This is a genomic window from Xanthomonas axonopodis pv. maculifoliigardeniae (assembly GCF_041519315.1).
GTDB classification, from domain to species: domain Bacteria; phylum Pseudomonadota; class Gammaproteobacteria; order Xanthomonadales; family Xanthomonadaceae; genus Xanthomonas; species Xanthomonas euvesicatoria.
In genome coordinates this window covers 3,650,424-3,673,761 of the sequence record NZ_CP167998.1, presented here as the reverse complement: position 1 = coordinate 3,673,761, position 23,338 = coordinate 3,650,424, and the positions used below count along the sequence as shown (strand labels likewise).

General features: G+C 66.9%; 17 protein-coding genes and 1 other RNA gene. 11 read left to right on the top strand and 7 right to left on the bottom strand.

Annotated elements, in window-relative coordinates; translation table 11 throughout:
• Nucleotides 1-102: 102 nt before the first annotated feature.
• From ACDH77_RS15700 to cobA, 3 genes are all read right to left on the bottom strand, one after another.
• Entirely contained in the window at nucleotides 103-609 is a 507-nt protein-coding gene (locus ACDH77_RS15700; protein ID WP_031424124.1) for an isoprenylcysteine carboxylmethyltransferase family protein, read from the bottom strand.
• A gap of 297 nt (nucleotides 610-906) precedes the next feature.
• Nucleotides 907-1,866 (bottom strand): cysteine synthase A, encoded by a 960-nt coding sequence (gene cysK / locus ACDH77_RS15695; RefSeq protein WP_011348421.1) that lies wholly within the window; start codon nucleotides 1,864-1,866, stop codon nucleotides 907-909.
• Between the two features lie 16 nt (nucleotides 1,867-1,882).
• On the bottom strand, nucleotides 1,883-3,085 hold the full coding sequence (gene cobA / locus ACDH77_RS15690; RefSeq protein ID WP_277573667.1) for a uroporphyrinogen-III C-methyltransferase: 1,203 nt from the start codon (nucleotides 3,083-3,085) through the stop codon (nucleotides 1,883-1,885).
• 164 nt (nucleotides 3,086-3,249) lie between these two features.
• Between cobA and ACDH77_RS15685 the strand changes: the two genes are divergently transcribed.
• The 3 genes from ACDH77_RS15685 (at nucleotide 3,250) to ACDH77_RS15675 (ending at nucleotide 4,883) form a co-directional block, all read left to right on the top strand.
• On the top strand, nucleotides 3,250-4,233 hold the full coding sequence (locus ACDH77_RS15685; protein ID WP_372353543.1) for a LysR family transcriptional regulator: 984 nt from the start codon (nucleotides 3,250-3,252) through the stop codon (nucleotides 4,231-4,233).
• Between the two features lie 8 nt (nucleotides 4,234-4,241).
• A complete protein-coding gene (locus ACDH77_RS15680; RefSeq protein ID WP_031424117.1) occupies nucleotides 4,242-4,523 on the top strand; it encodes a hypothetical protein in 282 nt (93 codons plus the stop codon).
• A gap of 87 nt (nucleotides 4,524-4,610) precedes the next feature.
• On the top strand, nucleotides 4,611-4,883 hold the full coding sequence (locus ACDH77_RS15675; RefSeq protein ID WP_372353542.1) for a hypothetical protein: 273 nt from the start codon (nucleotides 4,611-4,613) through the stop codon (nucleotides 4,881-4,883).
• 483 nt (nucleotides 4,884-5,366) lie between these two features.
• Here ACDH77_RS15675 and ACDH77_RS15670 read toward each other — a convergent pair whose 3' ends face one another.
• Nucleotides 5,367-6,563 (bottom strand): sensor histidine kinase, encoded by a 1,197-nt coding sequence (locus ACDH77_RS15670; protein WP_031424111.1) that lies wholly within the window; start codon nucleotides 6,561-6,563, stop codon nucleotides 5,367-5,369.
• Nucleotides 6,564-6,867: 304 nt separating this feature from the next.
• Here ACDH77_RS15670 and ACDH77_RS15665 point away from each other — a divergent pair, with 304 nt between their 5' ends.
• The 3 genes from ACDH77_RS15665 (at nucleotide 6,868) to ACDH77_RS15655 (ending at nucleotide 11,105) form a co-directional block, all read left to right on the top strand.
• Nucleotides 6,868-7,305, top strand: coding sequence for a DUF2946 family protein (locus ACDH77_RS15665; protein WP_057681792.1), 438 nt, complete (start codon nucleotides 6,868-6,870; stop codon nucleotides 7,303-7,305).
• Between the two features lie 195 nt (nucleotides 7,306-7,500).
• On the top strand, nucleotides 7,501-9,504 hold the full coding sequence (locus ACDH77_RS15660) for a TonB-dependent receptor (RefSeq protein ID WP_372353914.1): 2,004 nt from the start codon (nucleotides 7,501-7,503) through the stop codon (nucleotides 9,502-9,504).
• On the top strand, nucleotides 9,504-11,105 hold the full coding sequence (locus tag ACDH77_RS15655) for a PepSY domain-containing protein (RefSeq protein WP_031424107.1): 1,602 nt from the start codon (nucleotides 9,504-9,506) through the stop codon (nucleotides 11,103-11,105). Before ACDH77_RS15660 ends, ACDH77_RS15655 begins: the two co-directional genes overlap by 1 nt.
• 126 nt (nucleotides 11,106-11,231) lie before the next feature.
• Here the strand turns inward: ACDH77_RS15655 and ACDH77_RS15650 are convergent, their stop codons facing one another.
• The 3 genes from ACDH77_RS15650 to ACDH77_RS15640 form a co-directional block, all read right to left on the bottom strand.
• Complete coding sequence (locus tag ACDH77_RS15650) at nucleotides 11,232-11,957, bottom strand: phosphoadenylyl-sulfate reductase (RefSeq protein WP_031424105.1); 726 nt, start codon at nucleotides 11,955-11,957, stop codon at nucleotides 11,232-11,234.
• A complete protein-coding gene (gene cysI, locus ACDH77_RS15645; RefSeq protein ID WP_031424103.1) occupies nucleotides 11,954-13,660 on the bottom strand; it encodes an assimilatory sulfite reductase (NADPH) hemoprotein subunit in 1,707 nt (568 codons plus the stop codon). The genes ACDH77_RS15650 and cysI overlap by 4 nt, the downstream gene beginning before the upstream one ends.
• 123 nt (nucleotides 13,661-13,783) lie before the next feature.
• Nucleotides 13,784-15,631, bottom strand: a complete 1,848-nt coding sequence (locus ACDH77_RS15640; RefSeq protein ID WP_031424101.1) for an assimilatory sulfite reductase (NADPH) flavoprotein subunit — start codon at nucleotides 15,629-15,631, stop codon at nucleotides 13,784-13,786.
• A 179-nt stretch (nucleotides 15,632-15,810) separates the two neighbouring features.
• On the opposite strand from ACDH77_RS15640, the gene cysD reads away from it, so the two are divergent.
• From cysD to ACDH77_RS15615, 5 genes are all read left to right on the top strand, one after another.
• A complete protein-coding gene (gene cysD / locus ACDH77_RS15635; RefSeq protein ID WP_031424099.1) occupies nucleotides 15,811-16,719 on the top strand; it encodes a sulfate adenylyltransferase subunit CysD in 909 nt (302 codons plus the stop codon).
• 17 nt (nucleotides 16,720-16,736) lie between these two features.
• Nucleotides 16,737-18,695 carry a sulfate adenylyltransferase subunit CysN gene (cysN, locus tag ACDH77_RS15630; RefSeq protein WP_372353913.1) on the top strand — a complete coding sequence of 653 codons (1,959 nt, stop codon included), beginning with the start codon at nucleotides 16,737-16,739 and terminating at the stop codon, nucleotides 18,693-18,695.
• A gap of 59 nt (nucleotides 18,696-18,754) precedes the next feature.
• Nucleotides 18,755-18,828, top strand: a non-coding RNA gene (locus tag ACDH77_RS15625) — sX9 sRNA.
• A gap of 268 nt (nucleotides 18,829-19,096) precedes the next feature.
• Nucleotides 19,097-20,167 (top strand): efflux RND transporter periplasmic adaptor subunit, encoded by a 1,071-nt coding sequence (locus ACDH77_RS15620; RefSeq protein WP_029820154.1) that lies wholly within the window; start codon nucleotides 19,097-19,099, stop codon nucleotides 20,165-20,167.
• Nucleotides 20,164-23,289, top strand: coding sequence for an efflux RND transporter permease subunit (locus tag ACDH77_RS15615; protein WP_011348407.1), 3,126 nt, complete (start codon nucleotides 20,164-20,166; stop codon nucleotides 23,287-23,289). The genes ACDH77_RS15620 and ACDH77_RS15615 overlap by 4 nt, the downstream gene beginning before the upstream one ends.
• Nucleotides 23,290-23,338: the final 49 nt, after the last annotated feature.

The window sequence follows — 23,338 nt, the reverse complement described above, 5'->3', positions numbered from 1 at the left end:
CTGTCCGACGGGGTGGAATGTATGCCGCCCCGCGACACCTTGTCGCTGCCTCGGGGCGATCGGCAACAACCTTCGCCACGCATGAGGCGATGCATGTCGGGTCTACAACCAGCGGCGGACACGCGCGCAGTAGTCGTTGTAGTGGCGGCCGAATTCGGCGCGCAGCCGCGCCTCTTCGAACGGAATGACATAGCGCTGCAGCGCAAGCCACGGCAGCGGCACCAACACAACCGCCCACAGCAGGCCAAGTTGCAGGCACAGGCCGATGTAGCTCAGCACCAAGGCCTGGTACATCGGGTTGCGGGTGACGCGATACGGGCCGTCCAGCACCAGGCGCGAGGGATGGCCGCTGGGCATGATGGTGGTGCGCCGACGCGCAAACAGCACGAAGCAGCTCACCGCCAACGCCAGGCCGAGGCAGGCGATGCCGCCACCAGCCAATTCGATACAGGCCAGCGGCGCGGGAGGAGGGAGAGGCAGGTCCAGCGCGTCTTGCAACCATGCGCCCAGCCCCAGGGCGAGCGCAAAGTGGACCGGGGAGGTCATTTTTACCAGCCATGGCGCCCGTGCGGCACGGGTCTCGCTGTGTCCATACGGCTGGTTGCTCACACATCTCTCCCTACATTACGGCCGCCATCCTAACGTTTCCTTGACATGGACGGGAGTGCGGGCGTCCCGACATCCGGGAAACGGGGCGGATGCTGCGCCCAGCGCGAGGCGTGCCGGGCACGTGTCACGCCTGGTTTCGGCAATACCGCGTGCGCTTTCACCTCGGGGCGGTCACGGATCGTGGGCACGACGTGGCCGCCGCGACGCGGGGTCTTTCGGCGCAAGTGCACTGTTCGGCCGGGGCCAAAAAAAGCCGCGCATTGCGCGGCTTCGGGCCTGGTCATCGACTGCGCCCGATCAGGGCAGGCCTGCCAGCCAGTCGTCGTCGGAGCCTTCGTTGATGTCGGCAAAGAGCGGGGTCGAGAAGTAGCGTTCTCCGGTGTCCGGCAGCATCGCCAGGATGACGGCGCCAGATGCGGCGCCTTCTGCCACCCGCAGCGCGGTGGCGACGGTGGCACCGCCGGAGATGCCGGTGAAGATGCCTTCTTCGGCGGCCAGGCGCCGCGCGACGGTGATCGCGTCGGTGTCTTCCACGCTCAGGACCTGGTGGGCGGCCTCGCGGTTGAGCACCTCGGGCACGAAGTCCGGCGTCCAGCCCTGGATCTTGTGCGGCTTCCAGTCCTGGCCTTGCAGCAGGGCGGCGCCAGCCGGCTCCGAGGCGGTGATGCGCACTTCCGGTCGCGCAACGCGCAGGACCTCGCCCACGCCGGTGAGGGTGCCGCCGGTGCCCCAGCCGGTGACGAAATGATCCAGCCGGTGGCCGGCGAAGTCACGCAGGATTTCGGCAGCGGTGGTGTTGCGGTGGTAGGCCGGGTTGGCCGGATTGGCGAACTGGCTGGCCAGGAACCAGCCGTGCTGTTCGGCCAGTTCCTTGGCTTTGCGCACCATGCCGCTGCCGCGCTCGGCAGCCGGGGTCAGGATGACCTTGGCGCCGTAGGCACGCATCAGCTTGCGGCGTTCGATGGAGAAGGTTTCCACCATGGTGGCGACGAATTTGTAGCCGCGCGCTGCGGCCACCATCGCCAGTGCCACGCCGGTGTTGCCGGAGGTGGCTTCGACGATGGTGTCGCCGGGCTTGAGCAGGCCGCGTTGTTCGGCGTCGAGGATGATCGCCAGCGCCAGCCGGTCCTTGACCGAGCCGCCGGGATTGAACGATTCGACCTTGACGTACAAGGTCACGTTGTCCGGGGCGAGGCGTTGGAGCTTGACCACCGGGGTGCGGCCGATGGTGTCGAGAATGTTGTCGTACAGGGCCATGGGGTCTCCGTCGGGGTCAGGCTGCGTGGGCCAGTGTGGGCGTGTGGGGCGTTGCGCCGGGTGAGTGCGGCGGCGAGGCGCTCAGCGGCGCGCTGCCGAACCAGTGCAGCGTCTGCGCCAGCGTCGCCACCTCGCCCAGGATCAGCAGCGCCGGGGCGGCCACGGCATGCTGCCGGGCGCTGGCGGCCAGGCTGGCGAGCGTACCGGTGATTATGCGTTGCTGCGGGCGCGAGCCGTTTTCGACCAGCGCAAACGGGGTGGAGGCTGCGCGCCCGGCCTGCAGCAGCCGCTGCTGGATGGTGTCCAGGCCGGCCACGCCCATGTAGAAGGCCAGCGTCTGCCGCTCCTGGCCGAGCGCCTGCCAGTCCAGCGTGTCCAGCGAATCCTTGCAGTGCGCGGTGATCAGGCGCAGCGATTGCGCGTGGTCGCGGTGGGTGAGCGGGATGCCGGCATACGCAGCGCAGGCGATGGCTGCGGTGATGCCGGGAATCACCTGGAAGCCGATACCGTGCGCGCGCAGGAATTCCAGCTCTTCGCCGCCGCGGCCGAACACGAACGGGTCGCCGCCCTTCAGCCGCACCACGCGGCGACCGGCGCGGGCGTGGTCCAGCATCAGGGCGTGGATCTGTTCCTGCCGGGTGCTATGGCCTTGCGCCGACTTGCCCACCTCGATGAGGTGCGCGCCATGCCGAGCCAGGCGCAGGATCTGCGGGCTGACCAGGCGGTCGTGCAGCACCACCTCGGCCTGACGCAGTACGCGCAGCGCATGCCGGGTGAGCAGGCCGGGATCGCCGGGGCCTGCGCCGACCAGGCTCACGTTGCCGGGCGCCAGCGTGCCGATCGGGCTGCGCGGTGCGGGGGAGCGCGCAGGAGCCGTTGCCGACGCCGCAGGCGTCGCGGCGTGGGTCAGCAGCCGGTGGGCGCTGGCCGCATGGCGCAGGGCGTCGTTGAGCGCTTCCGATTCGCTGGCGGCAATAGTGAGCCACAGCGGTTGGTCGGGTTGCGCCAGCCATGCCGGGTCGAACCGACCGGCCAACCAGCGCAGCTGCCCGGCCTGCGCCCAGTGCCGCAGCTGCGCCGTGAGCTCGGGCGCGCCCACCAGCGGCAGCGCACCGGCCTGCAGCAGCTGGGCAGTGGCGCGTTCGGCATCGGCACCGCCGCCGACCACCAGGACGGCACGGCCACGCAGGTCGGCAAGCAGCGGGAACGCAGGAGTCACGGTTCGGCAGCATCCTTGAGGAAGGGCCAGACCGTAACGCCGGCTTATAGCCGTCGGAAATGACTTCATCCATCCTAAAAATAGCGTTCGGTTATAAGCTGGCCCGCAGAACTCCTCTACAGTCGAAGTCCTTGTAGCGCCTCGCGCTTTTTTGGATATAAGCCATGACGCTGACCCAACTTCGCTATCTGGTGGCCATTGCCGATGCCGAGCTGAACATCACCCTGGCCGCCGCGCGCGTGCACGCGACCCAGCCCGGCCTGTCCAAGCAGCTCAAGCAGCTGGAGGACGAACTGGGCTTTCTGCTGTTCGTGCGCAAGGGACGTAGCCTGGACGCAGTGACGCCGGCCGGTGTGGAAGTGATCGAGCGCGCGCGCGCGGTGCTGTCGGAGGCCAACAACATCCGCACCTATGCGGCCAACCAGCGCCGCGAAAGCCAGGGCCAGCTGACCCTGACCACCACCCATACCCAGGCGCGCTTCGTGCTGCCGCCGGCGGTGGCACAGATCAAGAATGCCTACCCGCAAGTGAGCGTGCATCTGCAGCAGGCCGCCGAAAGTGCGGCCCTGGATCTGCTGAGCCAGGGCGATGCGGACATCGCGGTGGTCAGCACCGCCGGTGGCGAGCCGAGCGCCGGCATCGCAGTGCCGCTGTACCGCTGGCGGCGGCTGGTGGTGGTGCCGCGGGGGCATGCACTGGATCACCCGCGCACGGCACCGGACATGCAGGCGCTGGCCCAGCATCCGCTGATCAGCTACGAATCCTCCACCCGGCCGGGCTCGTCGCTGCAGCGCGCGTTTGCGCAGGTGGGGCTGGAGCCGAGCATTGCGCTGACCGCGCTGGATGCCGACCTGATCAAGACCTATGTGCGCGCAGGGCTTGGCGTGGGATTGGTCGCGGAAATGGCGGTCAATGCCTTCGACGAGGACCTGCGTGCCTGGCCGGCGCCGGCGCCGATTGCCGAGTGCATCGCCTGGGCGGTGCTGCCGCGCGACCGCGTGCTGCGCGACTACGCGCTGGACCTGGTGCATGTGCTCGCGCCGCAAATCGACAAGCGCGACCTACGTCGCGTGCTGGACGGCAATCAGGCACCGAACTGGCCGTTGCCGCCGACCTGGGAATCGCTGACCCAGACCATCACCAGTTGAGCGGCACGATGACCGAGCCCTTGCGCCCCGCACTGAGCAGGCTGTGGTCGTCCGAGCCGGACGGCGGCATGTCGCTGCAGCTGTCGGCCAGCATCGCGGGCCGCGAACATGAGGTGCTGACGGTGCTGGCCGACCCGCGCGACGAAGCGTTATGGGTGGCGGTGCAGGCGGGCAGCACGCGCGTGCAGATCCCGCTGGAAGTGCTGCGCAAGGCGCTGGACGTTGCGGCCGAGGATGTGCATTCGGCCGAGTGGTTCGCGCGCCAGGATGCGGATGCGTCCGACGTCTGAGGCCGGGATATGGGCGGCTAGCACAGCCCACCGGGCAGTGGTCAGGCGATGTGGACGGCGCACGGGAGGGAGCCGGAGTGGACGTGCGTGCATGCCCCTTCCAAACGGTGGCGGCTTGGCCGTGTGATCGGTGCGTTCGCGATGACCTTGGTGCTGCACTGCAGCGCAATCGCCGCAAAAAAATATCCGCAGGATCAATGGGATGCGTGTCTGCCCGGCAGCCCTGCCATGCGTGCTGTGGGTGATTTTCCCTACCCGTGTCAGGGCGATGCAGTCGGCGTCGACCGGGCGCATCAAGTTGCGCGCTGCGTTGTCGAAAACCCTTATAGCAACCATGACGCGACACTCTCGAACGTCTAGGGGTGGACGGCGCAGAGCTGGCGATGCAGATGATCGCATTGCCGGTGTGTTTCGCGGTGTCGTCGAAGGGTTGCTAGCGCTGTCGCATCACTGTTGCGCGAGGCTGTGCACAGAGCGGCTGGCGCATCCGGGTCCCTGGGGAGAGGCCTGGCGTGCTTGGCGGCGGACCCGGGTCGGGAGCCCGGGTCCGCTTTTTTTATGTTCCGCAGCGAGCATCGGTTAAAGATGGAACAGCGCCAAGACCTGCCCATGCACGGCAGGCAGTGCGCGATCGGAGCCGGTGCTGGATTCTGACACCTGCGGCGAGTTGCCGGGTCTTAGCGGTCGCCACTGAGGCGCGACTTGGCGTGGCGCGGGCAGCTGCAACGTCGGGCCGACGGGATGGAGGGTTCGCGCGTTGAGGTCTGGCCACAGACCGGTGCCCCACTAGGTGAGACCCAGGCGTTCGCCGCGCAGCCCGAATACGCAGCGGGCCACACATCTTTAGGCCAACGGAATCCGCACCGAAAAACAGGTGCCGCCCTGCGGCCGCGGCCGGACGTCCACTTCACAGCCCAACGTCTCGGCAGTGCGATGCACGATCCACAGGCCGATGCCCAAACCGTCGCTGCGCGGGTCGGCCTGGCGAAACGCCTGGAAGACCTGCTCGGGTTGGTCCATGTTCAAGCCGATGCCGCTGTCGATGATCTCCACTTCCGCAAAACCGGGGCGGCGGCGGGTGCCGACCAGCACGCGGCCACGCTCGGTGTACTTGATGGCATTGCCGACCAGGTTGCCGATCAAGGTGGTCAGCAGTGTGGGGTGGCTGCGCACGCGCAGCGAGGTGTGCACATAGCGAAGGGCCAGGTACTTGTCGATGGCCGGTTGACGCCACACGCCGAGGATCGAATGCAGCACGTCTTCCAGCTGCAGTGGCTGCAGGTCCGGCATGGCGGCCTTGCTCGCGGCCGCCAGCGTGGCCAGCTCGTCCAGGCTGCGGCCCACCAGGCTGATCGCATCGCGCGCGGTGACCAGGTTGGGAACGGCGTCGACGTCGGCGTGCCGGCGCATCTTGTCGATGGCGTAGGCGGCAGTGCGCAATGGGGTCTTCAGATCGTGCCCGGCGATGGCCATCAGGCGGCTGCGGTAGCGATCGGATTCCTCGGCGATTGCCAGTGCGCGGCGCAATTCCAGCTGCGCCATGGTCTGGCGTGCCAATGCGCGCAGGGCTTCCACCTGCTCCTCGGTGAGTTGGCGCGGCTGCCGGTCGAGCACGCACACCGTGCCTAGCGGCAGGCCGTCGGGTGTCTTCAACAAGGCACCTGCATAGAAATGCAGCGGCGCCTCGCCGGTGACCAGCGGGTTGCGCGCGAAGCGGATGTCATGGCGCGTGTCGGGCACCACCAGCACATCGTTCTCGAGCAGCGCATGCGCGCACATCGACTTGAACAGCGGGGTTTCGCGCTCGCCCATCCCGAGCTCACTCTTGAACCACTGGCGGTCCGCATCGACCAGGCTGATCAGTGCGATCGGCGTCTGGCAAATGATCGAGGCAAGCCGGGTGATGTCATCGAAGGCCGCTTCGCGCGGGGTGTCGAGAATGCCGTAGCTGCGCAGCGCCTGCAGACGCAATGCTTCGCTGGGGGGCTTGGGTGCGCAGGGAAGCGGTTCGGCCGCTCGATCGGACAGGACGGTACTCATGCGCGCGGCTACAGGGTGGAAGCGGCAAGCATAGGGCATGCCAAGGCCGATCGTGTGCTTGCAGTCACAGAGGTGGGACGAAAGTGTGACTGCCGACCAGGACGGCGGTGCGTGGACGGGGCCGGCATGCGGTAAACGGGCCTGGGGCTGAAGCGGCAGGCCCATCCGGTTCTGGCGCGCCGGCTCCGGCGCATGCCTGGGCGCGGGTCATCCGGGGCTGACCGGGACAGCCAGGTGCGACATGCGGTCGCGCATCGGCCGCGACCATCGCCGCCGGCCTGCGTGGCGGCTTACACTTCGACGCATGCTGCGTTTGTCCCGTCGCCACCGGTTGTTGCCCCTGCTTGCCTGTCTGGCGGTGGTGCTGATGCTGGTCGCTCCGCTGATCAGCCGCTGGAGCCAGGCGCAGCCGATCGAGCCGATGTGCATGGGTGCTGCGGCACTGTCTGCAGAGCGCGCGCTGCATGCCGGTCATCGAACCCCGCCGCCCGGTCTGGCTGCGGACGCGCACTCCGGCGCCGTAGTGAACATGCCGCACGCCGGCACCCATGATGCAGCGACGCATGGCGAAGCCTGCGATTACTGCGTCCTGGCCGCACGCTTGCTGCCATTGCTCATGGCGGCGTTGCTGTGCCTGCTGCAACTGCGGCCGACGCCGGCCCCGACACTCACCCAGGCAAGCGCACGCTCGGTCTTTCGATGGGCCGCACTCGGCGCACGTGGGCCACCATTGGGCGCATAAGGTGGCCCCTGTGCGGGCGTCCACGCAGCAAGGCCCCGTGCGCGCCTGAGGTTGTCGGCGCCCCTGCCGGGCAGTGCGGGCGACTCGCTTCTGATCGAGTGATGCCGATGCGCGCCGCGATGGTGGCAGCGCACGGCTGTGCGGCCGTGCAGCCACGGCGAAGGGTTGGTCATGCGTTTGCGGTTGTTGAAAACGATGTGGTATGCGCCGTCGTTGGCGCTGGTGTGGGGGCCTGCATGCGATGTGCAGGCGCAAGACGCCGCACTCACGCTGGGCAAGGTGCAGGTGAGCGAACATGCGCAGCGCAGCCCGAGCACGGCGCGCGTGCTGAGCTCGGTGGATGTGATCGGCGGCGAGCTGCTGCAAGATCAACATGTGGACTACAGCTGGGAACTGCTGATGCGCGCGCCCGGGGTGCAGGTCACCCAATTCCGCATGGGCACCGATGCGGGGCGCTTTTCGTTCCGCGGATTCAATGGCGAGGGGCGCATCAATGCGGTGAAGCTGCTGATCGACGGCATCCCCAGCAACGATAACGCTGGCGCCATGCCGTACCTGGACGCGGTGTTTCCGCAGGACATCAGCGCCATCGAGATCGTGCGCGGCACCAACGACGCGCGCTATGGCCTGAATGCCATTGCCGGCAGCGTGGACGTGCTCACCCGTACCGGCGGCAACGACGGCCGCTTGAGCGTGACGGCCGGCAGCTTCGATGCGCGCGAGGTGCAACTGAGCAAAGGTTTCGAACAGGGCGCCTGGAGCCAGAACTACGTGCTGGCCTGGCGCGACTCGGACGGGTATCGCGATCATGCCGACGCACGCAAGCGCAGCGTGGCGGGCAAGTGGTTCTACACCGACCCGGACGGCGCATTCCGCGCGGGGCTCACCACGCGGTACTACGACAACCATGCCTTGGAAGCCGGCTATCTGGATGCCGCCACCGCGCGTGCGGCGCCGCGCAGTTCGCCGGACTATGCGCAGAACGACCGAAGCGAGCGTCGTCTACGCCAGACTGCGTTGCATGCGGACGGTGCGCTCGGTGAGCAGGCGCAATGGAGCGCCAAGGCCTACCAGAACGACTACCGCAACCAACGCTGGGTGCGGTTTTCTGCGGCCGGGCTGCAGCAGGAACGCGATACCGACGAAACCCATCGCGGGCTGCTGCTGCGTAGCAACTGGCAGCCGGACTGGGGTGCGCTGCAGGCCAACCTGGAAGCCGGGGTGGATGCGCAGTGGCAGGCCAACCAATCGCAGCGGTATCGCACGGTGGCCCGTGTGCGCGGGGCACAGCTGCGCGATTGGGACTACGACCTGCGCACGCGTGGCGCGTATGTGCAGGCGGTGCTGACCCCCATTGCGCGCCTGCAGCTGGTGCCGGGGTATCGCATCGATCGTGTCGATGGACAGCTGCACAACGTGCTGGCCGGCAGCATTGCGCCGGTCTACGACTACGGCACCATCAAGCAACCCAAGTTCAGTGCGAGCTACCGCGTGGGCGAGCAGAGCAGCGTGTATGCGAACTGGGGGCGCACCTTCCAGATCGGCAGCGGCGATGGCGCCTACCGTCGCCAGCCCGGCAACCTCGGGCCCTCGATCAACGAAGGTTGGGAGACCGGCTTCAAGTTCGCGCCGTCGTCCCTGCTGGATGGGCGCCTGGCGTATTGGGAGCAGCGCGCATCCGGGGAGGTGGCGACCGTTCTCGGCGTCAATGGCGTGGTCGGCATTGGCGATGTGGCCAATGTCGGCCGTACGCTGCGGCGCGGCTGGGATGCGCAGATCAACCTGCAGCCGGCCGAGCATTGGCGTGCATGGGTTTCGTATTCGCGGCAGAAGGCCAGCATCGCCACACCCGATCCGAGCGCCCCGGCCACGCGCGGCAAGGAGATCGAAAACGTGCCGCACTGGTTGGCCACCGCCGGGTTGGAGTGGCAGGTCAGTTCGTCGGTGCAGGTGAGCGCCTGGGGCAACGCACAAGGCGATTACTACCTGGAACGCACCAACACGTTGGGCCGCACCGGTGGCTACGCCTTGCTCAACCTGGGCGCGCGCTGGGCGGTGGACGCGCGCAATGCGCTCAGCCTGCAGCTACGCAATGTCACCGATCGCGCGTATGTGTACGCCTGGTACGACAGCGGCAGCTCCGGTTACTCGCCCGGCGATGGACGTGCGTTGTCGGTGTCGTGGGATTGGAGCTTCTGATGCATGCAACGATTGACCACGGTGGCGTGGACGAGTCGCGCCAAACCAGCCGCTGGCGCTTCTATCGCGCGGTGTGGCGCTGGCATTTTTATGTCGGGCTGCTTGTGCTGCCTTTCATCATCTGGCTGGCGGTGACCGGGGCTGCGTTCCTGTACCAGGACGCCATCGACCGCAGCGTGCACCACGGGTTGAAGGTGGTGCCGGTAGGCGATGTGCGCCTGCCCGCGCAGCAGTTGGTTGCCGCTGCACAAGGGCGCTATGGCGGCCGCTTGTTTGTGTACACCACGCCCAAACGCGCCGATGCGAGCGCGGAGATCGGGTTGGTGGATGCGCACGGCGTGCGCCAGGTGGTGTATGTCGATCCGTACCGTGCGCGGGTGTTGGGTGTCTTGCCCGAGCACGGCACGCTCAGCTGGACCATCCGCCGGCTGCATAGTCTTGCGCTGGTGGGGCCATATGCCCGCGGCCTGATCGAAATGGCCGGCGGATGGGTCATCGTGCTGGTGCTCACGGGCGTGTATCTGTGGTGGCCGCGCGGGCGACGCGGCGGCGTGATCAGCGTGCGCGGCAAGTCGACACAGCGGCTGTTCTGGCGCGACCTGCACGCAGTGACCGGTGCCGGGGTTGGTGCGATCCTGCTGTTCCTGGCGCTGACCGGCATGCCGTGGTCGTGGCTGTGGGGTGCGCAGGTCAATCGCTGGGTCAATGGGCATGATTTCGGCTATCCCGCCGGGCTGCGCGTGCAGCAGCCGATGTCGCAGCAGCGCTTGACCGACAGCGGCGAGCCGGCATGGTCGTTGCGGCAGGCGCGCCTGCCGGAATCTGTGGTGCCTGCACAGCCAACTGGCGCGGTGGATGAGCACGCGCATGGCGAGCACGCACGTGCGTTGCAGGTGGGCGACGAGCATCCCGAGCGTTCCCGGCAGGGAGCGCTCCCGACAAGCGCAGCGCATGCAGGCCATGAAGAACACGCAGGGCACTTGGCCCAGGCGGAGCACGCGGCCCAACACGCGCATTCGGCAGACAACGCGCATGCCGATCACGGCGATTCCGCTGGATTCGCTGCGCCAGGACGCGGCGCGATCGGTCTGGATGCAGCGATGGCGCGTTTCGAGGCCCGCGGCATCCAGCCGGGATATAGCGTGGCGCCGCCGCGTGGTGCGACCGGGGTCTATACCGCGTCGGTGTACCCGGCCGATCTGCAGCGGCAGCGCGTGATCCACCTGGATCAATACAGCGGTGCGGTGCTGCTGGACATGCGTTACCGCGACTACGGGCCGCTGGCCAAGCTGCTGGAATGGGGCATCAACGTGCACCTGGGGCAGCAATACGGCACTGCCAACCAGTTGATCCTGTTGTTCGCCTGCATCGCCATTGTGCTGTTGTGCGTCAGCGCGGCGGTGATGTGGTGGAAGCGCCGCCCCAGCGGGGGCCTGGGTGTACCGCCGTTGCCGGCCGACCCGCGCACGCTACGCGGCTTGATGATGCTGCTGGTGCTGTGCGGGCTGATCTTTCCGCTGGTCGGCCTGTCGTTGTTGCTGATGTGGGCGTTCGATCGTTACTGGATGCGGCGCACGCACGCCGGTGCCTCGGCGCGGTGACGGGCGCGTCGGTGCATGAGCACAGCGCGCAGTGCACCGCCGCTGCATCCTGGATGCAGCCTGCCCATGCAACTGCAGCACATGCTGGTCAAGCGTCACCTGCACAAGTGCACGTGACCGCTGCCGCTAGATGTCTTCGTGGATGCCGCACTCGCGTTTCAGGCCGAAGAAACGCGTGTCTTCCTCGCGCATGCCAGGCTCCCAGCGACGGGTGGTGTGGAAATCGCCGATGGACACGTAGCCTTGTTCCCAGAGCGGGTGATACGGCAGATCGTGTGCTTGCAGGTATTGCCACACATCGCGATCGGTCCAGTCGGCGATCGGGCTGATCTTGTAGCGCTCGCCGCGCTTCTGCACGATCGGCGTCTGCGCGCGGCCGCCGGACTGGCTGCGGCGCAGGCCGGTAAACCAGGTGCCCACCTCGAGTTCGTCCAGGGCGCGCCGCATCGGTTCGACCTTGCGCAGGTTGTTGTATTGATCGATGCCGACCATGCCCTGTTCCCACAGGCGGCCGTGGCGCGCTTCCATCCAGGCGCGGCTGACCAGCGGGCGATATACCTTGAGGTTGAGCTTGAGTCGCTCGGTCAGGGCATCGGCGAAGCGGTAGGTTTCCGGAAACAGATATCCGGTGTCGATCAAAATCACCGGAATGTCGGGGCGTTGCTGACTGAGCAAATGCAAGGTGACGGCCGATTGCGCGCCGAAGCTGGACGACAAGGCCGCGTTCTGCGGGCCATGCTGCAGCGCCCAGGCCACGCGTTGGTCGGCGCGCAGCCCTTCCAGCTGCGCATTGAGCGCGTCCAGATCGTCGAACGCGGAAGAGGTAATCGATGCAGCGGGCAGCGCGGTCATGCGAGCAATTCCAGGTCGAGGCGACGGTGCGTGGGGTAGGGCGGCAACGCGATCACGCCGGCGCGGTGCAGGAAATCGCCGAAGCCTTCATCGTTGGCGTGGTCGCCTTCGGTGGCATAGCGCGCCAGCAGCGGTTGCAATGCAGCCAGGATCTCCGGCTCGGTGATGTTTTCGCGATACAGCGTATTGAGGCGTTGGCCGCGGCGGTCGCCACCCAGCATCAGGTTGTAGCGCCCGGGGGCCTTGCCGACCAGCGCGATTTCGGCCAGGTACGGGCGCGAGCAGCCGTTCGGGCAGCCGGACACGCGCAGCACGATCGGCGTGTCGGCCAGTCCATGTTGTTGCAGCAGCGGCTGCAGCGCGGCGCTGAAATCGGGCAGGTAGCGTTCGGCCTCGGCCATCGCCAGGCCGCAGGTGGGCAGTGCCACGCAGGCCATTGCGCCGCGCGCCAGGGCGGTGGCGGCGCGGTTGCCGGCATCCAGCGCGTACTGCGCCACCAGCGCGTCGACGCGTGCGCGCTCGCTGCCCGGTACGCCGGCGATCACCAGGTTCTGGTTAGGCGTCATGCGGAATTCGCCGACGTTCAACTGCGCGATTGCGCGCAACCCGCTCAGATGCGCAGCGGTGTCGGTGTCGGCAATGCGACCGGCCGGCAAGGAGAGGGTCAGGTGCCATCGCCCGTCTTCGCCTTCGACCCAGCCATAGCGGTCGCCGTTGTGGTCGAACGCGAACGGCTGCGCCGGTTGCAATGCGAAGCCGGCGCGGCGCGCGATTTCGGCCACGATGGTGTCCAGCCCGTGGTCGTCGATGGTGTATTTGAAGCGCGCGCGCTTGCGCACCGCCCGGTTGCCGAAGTCGCGCTGCGTGGTGACCACGGCCGTGGCGATATCGAGCAACTGGTCGCGGGTGACGAAGCCGATCACGTTGGCCACCCGCGGCCAGGTCTCGGCATCGCCGTGCGAGGCGCCCATGCCGCCACCGATGCTGACGTTGTAGCCCAGCAATTGCCCATCGCGCAGGATGGCGATGAAGCCCAGATCGTTGGCGAAGACGTCCACATCGTTGAGCGGCGGTGCGGCGAAACCGATCTTGAACTTGCGTGGCAGATACCGCTCGCCATAGATCGGCTCCTCCTCGCTGCCGGAGCCGGACACGCGCTCTTCGTCCAGCCAGATTTCGTAGTACGCCCGCGTGTTGGGCAGCAGGTGCTCGGACACGCGCGCCGCATCGGCATACAGCGTGGCATGCGCCTGCGACAGCAGCGGATTTGCGGCCACCTGCACGTTGCGATTCACATCGCCGCAGGCGGCCAGCGTATCGATCAAGGTGGCATTGATGGCCTGCATGGTGGCCTTCAATTCGCGCTTGATCACGCCATGGAACTGGAAGGCCTGGCGCGTGGTGACGCGCAGCGAATGATTGGCATAACGGGTGGCGATGCCATCCAGTGCCAGCCACTGCGTGGGCGTGATCACTCCGCCCGGCGTGCGCGTGCGGATCATGAACTGGTACGCCGGCTCCAGCTTCTGCCGCCGCCGCTCATCGCGGATGTCGCGGTCGTCCTGCTGGTAGCTGCCGTGGTACTTGATCAGGGTCTGATCGTCCTCACGCAACGCCCCGGTCACCGCATCGGCCAGGCTCTGCTGCAACGATCCACGCAGACGGCGGCTTTCGGATTTGATGTCTTCGACGGAGTGGCTCATAACGGGATTCGGCATTCGTGATTGGGGATTAGCAACAGCAAAGCGCGGGCATTACCCACACAGCACAAAGATCGCGGACACCCGCTCTCACGAATCCCCAATCCCCACTCCCCAATCCCGGCACTAATAGACATCCCGCGCATAGCGCCCCTCCACCTGCAATTGGGTGAGATACGCGGCGGCGGTCTCGGCATCCAGGGCGCCGTGAGTGGCGACGATGTCGAGCAGCGCGGCGTGCACGTCCTTGCCCATGCGGGTGGCGCCGCACACATACACGTGCGCGCCGGCCTGCAGCCAGGCATGGACCTCGGCGCCACGCGCGCGCAGGCGGTGTTGCACGTAGAGCTTTTCGGCCTGGTCGCGCGAGAACGCCAGGTCCAGCGCGTGCAACTCGCCGCGTTGCAGGGCCAGCTGCCATTCGGCCTGGTACAGGAAATCGGTATTGAAATGCTGGGCGCCGAAGAACAACCAGTTACGGCCCTTGGCGCCGGTTTCCGCACGCTCCTGCACGAAGCCGCGGAACGGTGCCACGCCGGTGCCCGGGCCGATCATCAGGATGTCGCGATCGGTATCGGCCGGCACGCGGAAGCGGTGGTTGGGTTCGATGTACACCGGCGCAGTGTCGCCTTCGGCAAGCGCGGCCAGAAAGCCGCTGGCCGAACCCAGATGCGCATGCCCATGCGCCTGGTAGGCGACCTCGTCCACCGCCAGATGCACCTCATCGCCCACGCGCTTGCGGCTGGAGGCGATGGAATACAGCCGCGGGGTGAGCGGACGCAGCGCGGCGAGCAGGCCGGCGTGGTCCCAATCCGCCGGCCAGCGGCGCAGCACGTCGATCACCTGATGATCGGCGAGCAGCGACGCCAGGCCGGCAGTCTGGGTGGGGGCGAGCAGCGCTTGCAGTTCTTGCGCGCCTGCGCGCTCGGCATGTGCGGTGAGAAACGGCCGCGACAGCTTGGTCAGTTCGCGCTGGGTGGCGAGCCATGCATGCACTGCCAGTGTCTGCTCGCCGACGGTGACGACGGCGTTGCCGTCCAACCGCAATGTCTGCAGCACCGCATCGACCAACGCAGGCGGATTGCGGTGGCGGATGCCCAGCGCATCGCCCGGCTCATAGCTCAGGCCACTGCCTTCCAACGAAAATTCCAGATGCCGCACGCGCTTGCCGGGGACCGCGTAGACGCGAAATCCCGGGCCCTTGAAATCGCGTCCGCTGATGATCTGATTGGACAACAGCTCGGCGGCGAACGGCTGCTGCTGCGACCACACCGGCGTGGCCGGGGTGCTGCGCAGTGGCGTGACCGTGGCCGAGTGCAGGCCGCCCTTGAGTTGCTCGCGCGCATGCGTGAGCGCCTGCGCGCGCCACGGCACGGCGACGCTGTCGATGTCCAGATCGGCTTCGCCGCGCGGCTGCACGCGGCGGCCGCCCAGTTCGGCCAGGCGCTCGTCGATGCGTCGGGCGATACCGCAAAAATCGGCATAACTGGAATCGCCCAGCCCCAGCACTGCGTACTTGAGCTCGGGCAGCTTGGGCGCGCGACGGCTGGTCAGGAATTCCACCAGGCCGATCGCATCGTCGGGCGGGTCACCTTCGCCTTGGGTGCTGATCACCACATACAACAGCCGCTCGCTGGCCAGTTCGCGGGTGGGGTAGGCGTCGGCGCGCAACAGGCGCACGCTCAGACCTGCGGCTTCGGCCTCGGCGGCCAGGTGCTCTGCCTGGCGACGCGCGTTGCCGGTCTGGCTGCCGTACACCACGGTCAGGCGCTGGCCGTCCAGGGCGATTGCCTGTGCTTGTCCGCCCGGCAACACGGCCAGCGCGCGCGGCGGATGGCCCTGCGCCAGCCCGGCGGTGTAACCGGACAGCCACCACAGCGATGCGGTATCCAGGCCGTCGACCAACCGGTCCAGCAGCGCCTTGCGCTCGTCGGGCAAGGGGCTGGGCGGTAGCGCGGAACTGGCGGCGGTCATTCGGATCCGGGGGATTTGATGAGAGGGACGATGTTAGGGAAGCGTTGCGCCCACCAGAAAGGAATTGCCGTTATCGCGTTATGCCGGGCGCTTATTTCGCGCAGTCATCGGGGCGGCACACACTGCAGCGCCTTGCCCTACCATCGGCTGGTCTGCCCGCCGACACCCACGACATTCCGATGACCCTGCCGCCGCTGTCCCATCTCGACCGGCTCGAAGCCGAAAGCATCCACATCCTGCGCGAAGTCGCCGCCGAGTTCCGGGCTCCGGTGATGCTGTATTCGGTGGGCAAGGACAGTTCGGTGCTGCTGCACCTGCTACTCAAGGCGTTCGCGCCATCGCGGCCGCCGATTCCGCTGCTGCATATCGATACACGCTGGAAGTTCCGCGAGATGATCGCCTTCCGCGACCGCCGCGCGGCCGAGACCGGCGTGGACCTGCGCGTGCACATCAACCCCGACGGCGTTGCGCAGGACGTTGGCCCGATCAGCCACGGTGCCGCCGTGCACACCGACATCATGAAAACCCAGGGCCTGAAGCAGGCCCTGGAGCACGGCGGCTTCGATGCGGCGATCGGTGGGGCACGCCGCGACGAAGAGAAATCGCGGGCCAAGGAGCGCGTCTTTTCGTTTCGTACCGCACGCCACCGCTGGGACCCGAAGAACCAGCGCCCGGAGTTGTGGAATCTGTACAACGCGCGCACCGGTCCGGGCGAAAGCGTGCGCGTGTTTCCGCTCTCCAACTGGACCGAGCTGGACATCTGGCTGTACATCTACCGCGAGAAGATTCCGGTGGTGCCGCTGTACTTCGCCGCCCCGCGCCCGGTGGTGGAGCGCGACGGCGCCTGGATCATGGTCGACGACGCGCGCCTGCCGCTGCGCCCTGGCGAAACCCCGCAACTGCGCTCGGTGCGCTTCCGTACGCTGGGCTGCTACCCGCTCACCGGCGCCATCGACTCCGAGGCCGACACGCTGGAAGCGGTCATCGCCGAAATGCTGGTCAGCACCAGCTCCGAGCGCCAGGGCCGCATGATCGACCACGCCCCGGGCGCATCGATGGAACAGAAGAAGCTTGAGGGATATTTCTGATGGGCAGTGAATGGGGAATGGAGAATGGGGAATCGCAACAGCGGTTGCCGGAAGACGTCACGTTGGCGGAGAACGCTTTTGCGATTCCCGATTCCCGACTCCCGATTCCCGGCACCATCGGCGCCTACCTCCAGCAACACGAATCCAAGCCGCTGCTGCGCTTCATCACCTGCGGCAGCGTGGACGACGGCAAGAGCACGCTGATCGGGCGGTTGCTCTACGACAGCAAGCGCTTGTTCGACGATCAGCTTGCCGCGCTGGAAAGCGATAGCCGACGGCATGGCACCCAGGGCGGGGGCATCGACTATGCCCTGCTGATGGACGGGCTGGCGGCCGAACGCGAGCAGGGCATCACCATCGATGTGGCCTACCGCTATTTCGATACCGACCGGCGGAAATTCATCGTGGCCGATTGCCCCGGGCACGAGCAGTACACGCGCAACATGGCCACCGGTGCGTCGACCGCCGATGTGGCGGTGGTGCTGGTGGATGCACGCAAGGGCCTGCTGACGCAGACCCGCAGGCATAGCTACATCGTGTCGTTGCTGGGCATCCGGCATGTGGTGCTGGCGGTCAACAAGATGGACCTGGTGGACTACGACGCGCAGGTGTTCGCCGACATCGCAGAAGGCTACACCGCACTTGCCGCGCAGCTGGGCATCGCCCAGGTGCAGTGCATTCCGCTGTCGGCGCTGGCGGGCGAAAATCTGTCCAGCGCTTCGACGCAGATGCCGTGGTACGGCGGCCCGCATCTGCTGCAGCACCTGGACACCGTGCAGTTGGAGTCGCTGGACGCTGGTAGCGGCCTGCGCCTGCCGGTGCAATGGGTCAACCGCCCCAACGCGCAGTTCCGTGGCTATGCGGGCACGATTGCCGCCGGCCAGGTGCGTGCGGGCGATGCGGTGGTGGTCGTGCCGTCCGGGCGCCGCACGCAGGTGGCAAGCGTGCGCGATGCCAGCGGCGAGGTCGACAGCGCACGCGCCGGGCAGGCAGTGACGCTGACCTTGCGCGATGAGATCGACATCAGCCGTGGCGACATCATTGCCGCCGTCGACGACCCGCCGGAGGTGGCCGACCAGTTCGCCGCGCATCTGCTGTGGATGGACGATGCTGCGTTGCTGCCCGGCCGCCCGTACTGGCTCAAGATCGGCACCCGCACCGTGACCGTGAGCATCAGCGAGATCAAGCACAAGGTCGATGTGAACACGCAGGAGCGGCTGGCCGCCAAGCGCCTGGAACTCAACGAGGTGGGTTACTGCAACCTGGCACTGGACGAACCGATCGCGTTCTCGCCTTACGCGCGCAACCGCGTGCTCGGCGGATTCATCCTGATCGACCGCCAAAGCAATGCCACCGTGGCCGCCGGCACGCTGGAATTCGCGTTGCGCCGCGCCGGCAACGTGCACTGGCAGCATCTGGACGTGGATCGCAGCGCACGTGCGCGCATCAAGGGCCAAGCGCCACGCGTGCTGTGGTTTACCGGGCTGTCGGGGGCCGGCAAGTCCACGGTCGCCAACCTGGTCGACAAGCGCCTGCACGCGCTGGGCTATCACACCTTCATCCTGGACGGCGACAACGTGCGCCACGGGCTCAACCGCGACCTGGGCTTCACCGACGAAGACCGCGTGGAAAACATCCGTCGCGTGGCCGAAGTGGCCCGGCTGATGGCCGATGCCGGCCTGATCGTGCTGGTGAGTTTCATTTCGCCATTCCGTGCCGAGCGGCAGCTGGCGCGCGAACGCTTCGACCAGGGCGAGTTCGTCGAGGTCTTCGTGGACGTGCCGCTGGCCGTTGCCGAAGCGCGCGATGTGAAAGGGCTGTACCGCAAGGCGCGCGCCGGGCAGATTCCCAATTTCACCGGGATCGACTCGCCGTACGAGGCACCCCAGAACCCGGAGATCCATCTTCACGCCGATGGTGAGAATGTAGAGGCGCTGGCGCACCATGTGCTCGAATATCTGGGACTGGAACGCTAAGCGCGGCTAGTAAAACTCCTGCGCAGCCGCCAGGCGGGCGCGGCCGGTGCTCGATCGGCATGTACCACTCGTACACTCCGGTTCTGAGTGCGCCGTCCGCACCCACCTGACTGCTCGCTACGTTTTGTTAGCCGCTCTAAGGGCGGCTAACACGACAGGGCATGCGGTCGTCAGGCAAACGCGGTGCGTGTACGCAGCGGCGGTGTATGACCCCATACACGCCGTTATTGCATACCGGCGGCGCCCGTCTGGCGAATGCGCGGCCAGGTGCTGGCCGCGCTGACCAGCGCATCGTGCCAAGGACAGCAAGGGTCTTTGGTCATGGTGCAAAGCGCGCCCTTTCTGTCAATTCATGGCGGCTAGGTCGGTAAACTTTCGACGTACCCCGCCAGGATGTTCTGATGCCTGTTCTGCCCAGCGCGCGCGTTTGCGCCGCGCTCTTGTTGGCCGCTGTCCTGGCCGGTTGTAGCCGTCAGGCCAGCACGCCGGCCGCCGCCAAACCCATTCCGGTCTCGGTGCAGACGGTGGCCACCCAACCCTGGAACTCGACCGTGCAGTCGATCGCCACCGTGCGTGCGCGCGAATCGGTGGCGCTCACCGCCGCAGTCAGCGATGTGGTGGAGCAGGTGTATTTCGACAGCGGCGACGAGGTCAAGGCCGGGCAATTGCTGCTGCGTCTGCGCGGCAATTCGCAGCAGGCGGCACTGACCGCCGCACAGGCCACCTTCGAAGAGACCGACCAGTTGTACCGCCGCCAGTTGAGTCTGGTTGGCCAGCAACTGGTGGCCAAGTCCACCGTGGACACGCAGCGCGCGCTGCGCGATGCCGCACAGGCGCGCGTGCAGCAGATGCGCGCGGAAATCACCGACCGCGAAGTGCGCGCGCCGTTTTCCGGCGTGCTGGGCATCCGCCAGATCAGCCCTGGCTCGCTGATCACCTCCAGCACGGTGATCGCCACGTTGGACGATGTGGCGCGCATGTATGTGGATTTCCAGGTGCCGGAATCGCAGTTCGGCCTGGTGCAACTCGGTAATGCCGTGAGCGGCAGCGCGGCGGCGTATCCGGGCGCGCAGTTCCAGGGCGAGGTGGTGACCATCGATTCGCGGATCGATGAGACCACGCGCTCGGTGACGGTACGTGCGGATTTCCCCAACGACGATCGCCGGCTGCGTCCGGGCATGCTGCTGGATGTGCGGCTGTTCCAGCCGGCGCGGCAGGCGGTGGTGATTCCGGAAATTGCGGTGGTGCAGGTGGGGCGCGAATCGTACGTCTTCCGGGTCAAGCCCGACAGCACCGTGGAGCGCGCCGATGTGCGGCTGGGCGAGCGTCGCGACGGCAAGGTGGAAATCCTCGAAGGCATCAAGGCCGGTGAGCGCATCGTGGTCGATGGCACCGGCAAGCTGCGCCCGGGCCTGAAGGTTGCCGATCAGGCCGCGCCCGCAGCGCCACGCCCGCAGGCGGCCGCACAATGAAACTCTCCGACCTGTCGATCACCCGCCCGGTGATGGCGGTGGTGATGAGTTTGCTGCTGATCGTGCTGGGGGTGATGTCGTTCACCCGCCTCACGCTGCGCGAGTTGCCGGCCATCGACCCGCCCATCGTCTCGGTGGATGTGGAATACACCGGCGCCTCTGCCGCAGTGGTGGAAAGCCGCATCACCCAGGTGCTGGAAGACGCGCTGGCCGGCATCGAGGGCATCTCCACCATCGAGGCGCGCAGCCGTAATGGCTCCTCCGACATCAGTATCGAGTTCGTGCAATCGCGCGATGTGGAAGCGGCCGCCAACGACGTGCGCGATGCGGTCAGCCGGGTGTCCGACCGCATGCCCGACCAGGCGCGTCCACCGGAGATTTCCAAGGTCGAAGCCGACGCCGACCCCATCCTGTGGCTCAACATGAGCTCCAGCACGATGGACACGCTGCAGCTGTCCGACTACGCCGAGCGCTACGTGGTCGACCGCTTCTCCAGCCTGGATGGCGTGGCGCAGGTGCGGATCGGCGGGCGCCAGCGCTATGCGATGCGTATCTGGCTGGACCGCGACCAATTGGCGGCACGCGAACTCACCGTGGCCGATGTGGAAGCGGCGCTGCAGAACGAAAACGTCGAGCTGCCCGCCGGCAGCATCGAATCGGCGCAGCGCGATTTCACCTTGCGCGTGGAGCGCAGTTATCTCAAGCCCGAAGACTTCGCCAAGTTGCCGTTGAACAAGGGCGAGGGCGGTTACGTGGTACGGCTGGGCGATGTGGCCAGGGTGGAGCTGACCTCGGCCGAGCGGCGCGCCTATTTCCAGAGCAATGGCGTGCCCAACGTGGGGCTGGGCATCGTGCGCAACTCCACCGCCAATGCGCTGGACGTGGCGCGTGAGGCGCGCGCGCAAGCCGAAGAAGTGCAGAAGTCGCTCCCGAAGGGCACCAACATCTTCGTTGCCTTCGATACCACCACCTTCATCGATGCGGCGGTGGAGCGCGTGTATCACACGCTGGTGGAAGCGGTGGTGCTGGTGCTGGTGGTGATCTGGGTGTTTCTGGGCAGCGCGCGTGCCGCGCTGATCCCTGCGGTGACGGTACCGGTGTGCCTGATTGCCGCGTTCATTGCGCTATACGCCTTCGATTTTTCGATCAACCTGCTCACCCTGCTGGCCTTGGTGCTGTGTATCGGCCTGGTGGTGGACGACGCCATCGTGGTGGTGGAAAACATCCAGCGCCGGATCGATCTGGGCGAACCGCCGCTGGTGGCCGCCAAGCGCGGCACCGGGCAGGTGGCGTTCGCGGTGATTGCGACCACGGCCGTGCTGGTGGCGGTGTTTCTGCCGGTCGGTTTTCTGGAAGGCAATACCGGGCGGCTATTCCGCGAATTGGCGGTGGCGCTGGCGGCGGCAGTGGCGATCTCGGCCTTCGTGGCGCTGACGCTGACGCCGATGATGTCGTCCAAGTTGTTGCGCGCGCATGGGCAGGCCAAGCCCAATCGCTTCCACCGCTGGTTCGATGGGCGCATGCAGGCGGTATCCGGTGCGTATGGGCGCTCGCTGGAGCGGCATGTGCACCGCACCTGGATCTTTGCGCTGTTGATGCTGTTGGCGCTGGGCGCCAGCGCATGGCTGATGGGCCGCATTCCTTCCGAACTGGCGCCGGCCGAAGACCGCGGCAATTTCCAGATCATGATCGACGGCCCCGAAGGGGCCGGCTTCGATTACACGGTGGGGCAGATGCATCAGGTGGAAGACATCCTGCGCCCCTTCGTGGGGCCGGACAAACCCATCGTGCGCGCCAACCCGCGCGTGCCCGGCGGCTTTGGCAGCAGCGAGGAAATGCACACCGGCCGGGTCAGCGTGTTCTTGCAGGATTGGGAAAAGCGCTCCCGCCCCACCACCGAAGTGGCCGATGAGGTGCAGCAGAAACTCAATGTGCTCAGCGGCGTGCGTGCGCGCACGCAGGTGAGCGGCGGGCTGGTGCGTAGCCGTGGACAACCGTTCCAGCTGGTGCTGGGCGGGCCGGATTACGCGGAGATTGCGCAATGGCGCGACCGCATTTTGCAGCGCATGGAAGCCAACCCCGGTCTGGTCGGCCCCGACTCTGATTACAAGGAAACCCGCCCGCAGATGCGCGTCAATATCGACCGCCTGCGCGCGGCCGATCTGGGCGTGCCGGTCACTGCCATCGGCGGGGCGCTGGAAGCGTTGATGGGCTCGCGCCGCGTCACCACCTTCGTCGACAATGGCGAGGAATACGACGTGATGCTGCAGGCCGGGCGCGAAGGCCGCATGTCGCCGGAAGACCTCACCGCCATTCGCGTGCGTTCCAACCGTGGCGAACTGATCCCGCTGTCCAACCTGGTGACCTTGAGCGAAGTGGCCGAAGCCGGCACCTTGAATCGCTTCAATCGCCTGCGTGCGATCACCATCACCGCCGGCCTGGCCCCGGGCTACCCGCTTGGCGATGCCATCGCCTGGGCGCAGCAGGCCGCGCAGGAAGAGCTTCCCGAATATGCGCAGGTGGACTGGAAAGGCGAATCGCGCGAGTACCAGCAATCGGGCAGTGCGGTGTTGCTGACCTTCGGCATGGCGCTGCTGGTGGTGTATCTGGTGCTGGCCGCGCAGTTCGAAAGCTTCGCGCACCCGTTGGTGATCATGCTCACCGTGCCGTTGGCCGTGCTGGGCGCGCTGGTGGGGCTGTGGCTGACCGGCGGCACGCTCAATCTGTTCAGTCAGATCGGCATCGTGATGCTGGTGGGGCTGGCGGCCAAGAACGGCATCCTGATCGTGGAATTCGCCAACCAGTTGCGCGACGAAGGGCGCAGTGTGCATGCGGCCATCGTGGAGTCGGCATCGGTGCGTTTGCGCCCGATCCTGATGACCTCGATTGCGACGGTGGTCGGCGCGATTCCGCTGGTGGTGGCCGGCGGGCCTGGCTCGGCCAGCCGCGCCACCATCGGCGTGGTGGTGATCTTCGGCGTCTCGCTGTCCACGTTGTTGTCGCTGTACGTGGTGCCGGCGTTCTACAGCCTGATCGCGCCGTTTACCAAGTCGCCCGAAGCGGTGGCACGCCAGCTGGAAACCCTGGAAGCGCAGACGCCGTCGGTGGGTGGGCATGCGTGAACGCGGCCGGCAGCGCAACGGCTGCCGGCGTTCGTCGAGGCGGGGAATG

Excerpts from the sequence above, each read along its gene's own strand:
- cysK (WP_011348421.1), bottom strand. The coding sequence starts at position 1,866 with ATGGCCCTGTACGACAACATTCTCGACACCATCGGCCGCACCCCGGTG.
- ACDH77_RS15615 (WP_011348407.1), top strand. The coding sequence starts at position 20,164 with ATGAAACTCTCCGACCTGTCGATCACCCGCCCGGTGATGGCGGTGGTG.
- ACDH77_RS15650 (WP_031424105.1), bottom strand. The coding sequence starts at position 11,957 with ATGACCGCGCTGCCCGCTGCATCGATTACCTCTTCCGCGTTCGACGAT.
- cysI (WP_031424103.1), bottom strand. The coding sequence starts at position 13,660 with ATGAGCCACTCCGTCGAAGACATCAAATCCGAAAGCCGCCGTCTGCGT.
- ACDH77_RS15680 (WP_031424117.1), top strand. The coding sequence starts at position 4,242 with ATGACCGAGCCCTTGCGCCCCGCACTGAGCAGGCTGTGGTCGTCCGAG.
- ACDH77_RS15620 (WP_029820154.1), top strand. The coding sequence starts at position 19,097 with ATGCCTGTTCTGCCCAGCGCGCGCGTTTGCGCCGCGCTCTTGTTGGCC.
- ACDH77_RS15665 (WP_057681792.1), top strand. The coding sequence starts at position 6,868 with ATGCTGCGTTTGTCCCGTCGCCACCGGTTGTTGCCCCTGCTTGCCTGT.
- ACDH77_RS15640 (WP_031424101.1), bottom strand. The coding sequence starts at position 15,631 with ATGACCGCCGCCAGTTCCGCGCTACCGCCCAGCCCCTTGCCCGACGAG.
- ACDH77_RS15685 (WP_372353543.1), top strand. The coding sequence starts at position 3,250 with ATGACGCTGACCCAACTTCGCTATCTGGTGGCCATTGCCGATGCCGAG.
- ACDH77_RS15655 (WP_031424107.1), top strand. The coding sequence starts at position 9,504 with ATGCATGCAACGATTGACCACGGTGGCGTGGACGAGTCGCGCCAAACC.
- ACDH77_RS15660 (WP_372353914.1), top strand. The coding sequence starts at position 7,501 with ATGTGGTATGCGCCGTCGTTGGCGCTGGTGTGGGGGCCTGCATGCGAT.
- ACDH77_RS15670 (WP_031424111.1), bottom strand. The coding sequence starts at position 6,563 with ATGAGTACCGTCCTGTCCGATCGAGCGGCCGAACCGCTTCCCTGCGCA.
- cysN (WP_372353913.1), top strand. The coding sequence starts at position 16,737 with ATGGAGAATGGGGAATCGCAACAGCGGTTGCCGGAAGACGTCACGTTG.
- cysD (WP_031424099.1), top strand. The coding sequence starts at position 15,811 with ATGACCCTGCCGCCGCTGTCCCATCTCGACCGGCTCGAAGCCGAAAGC.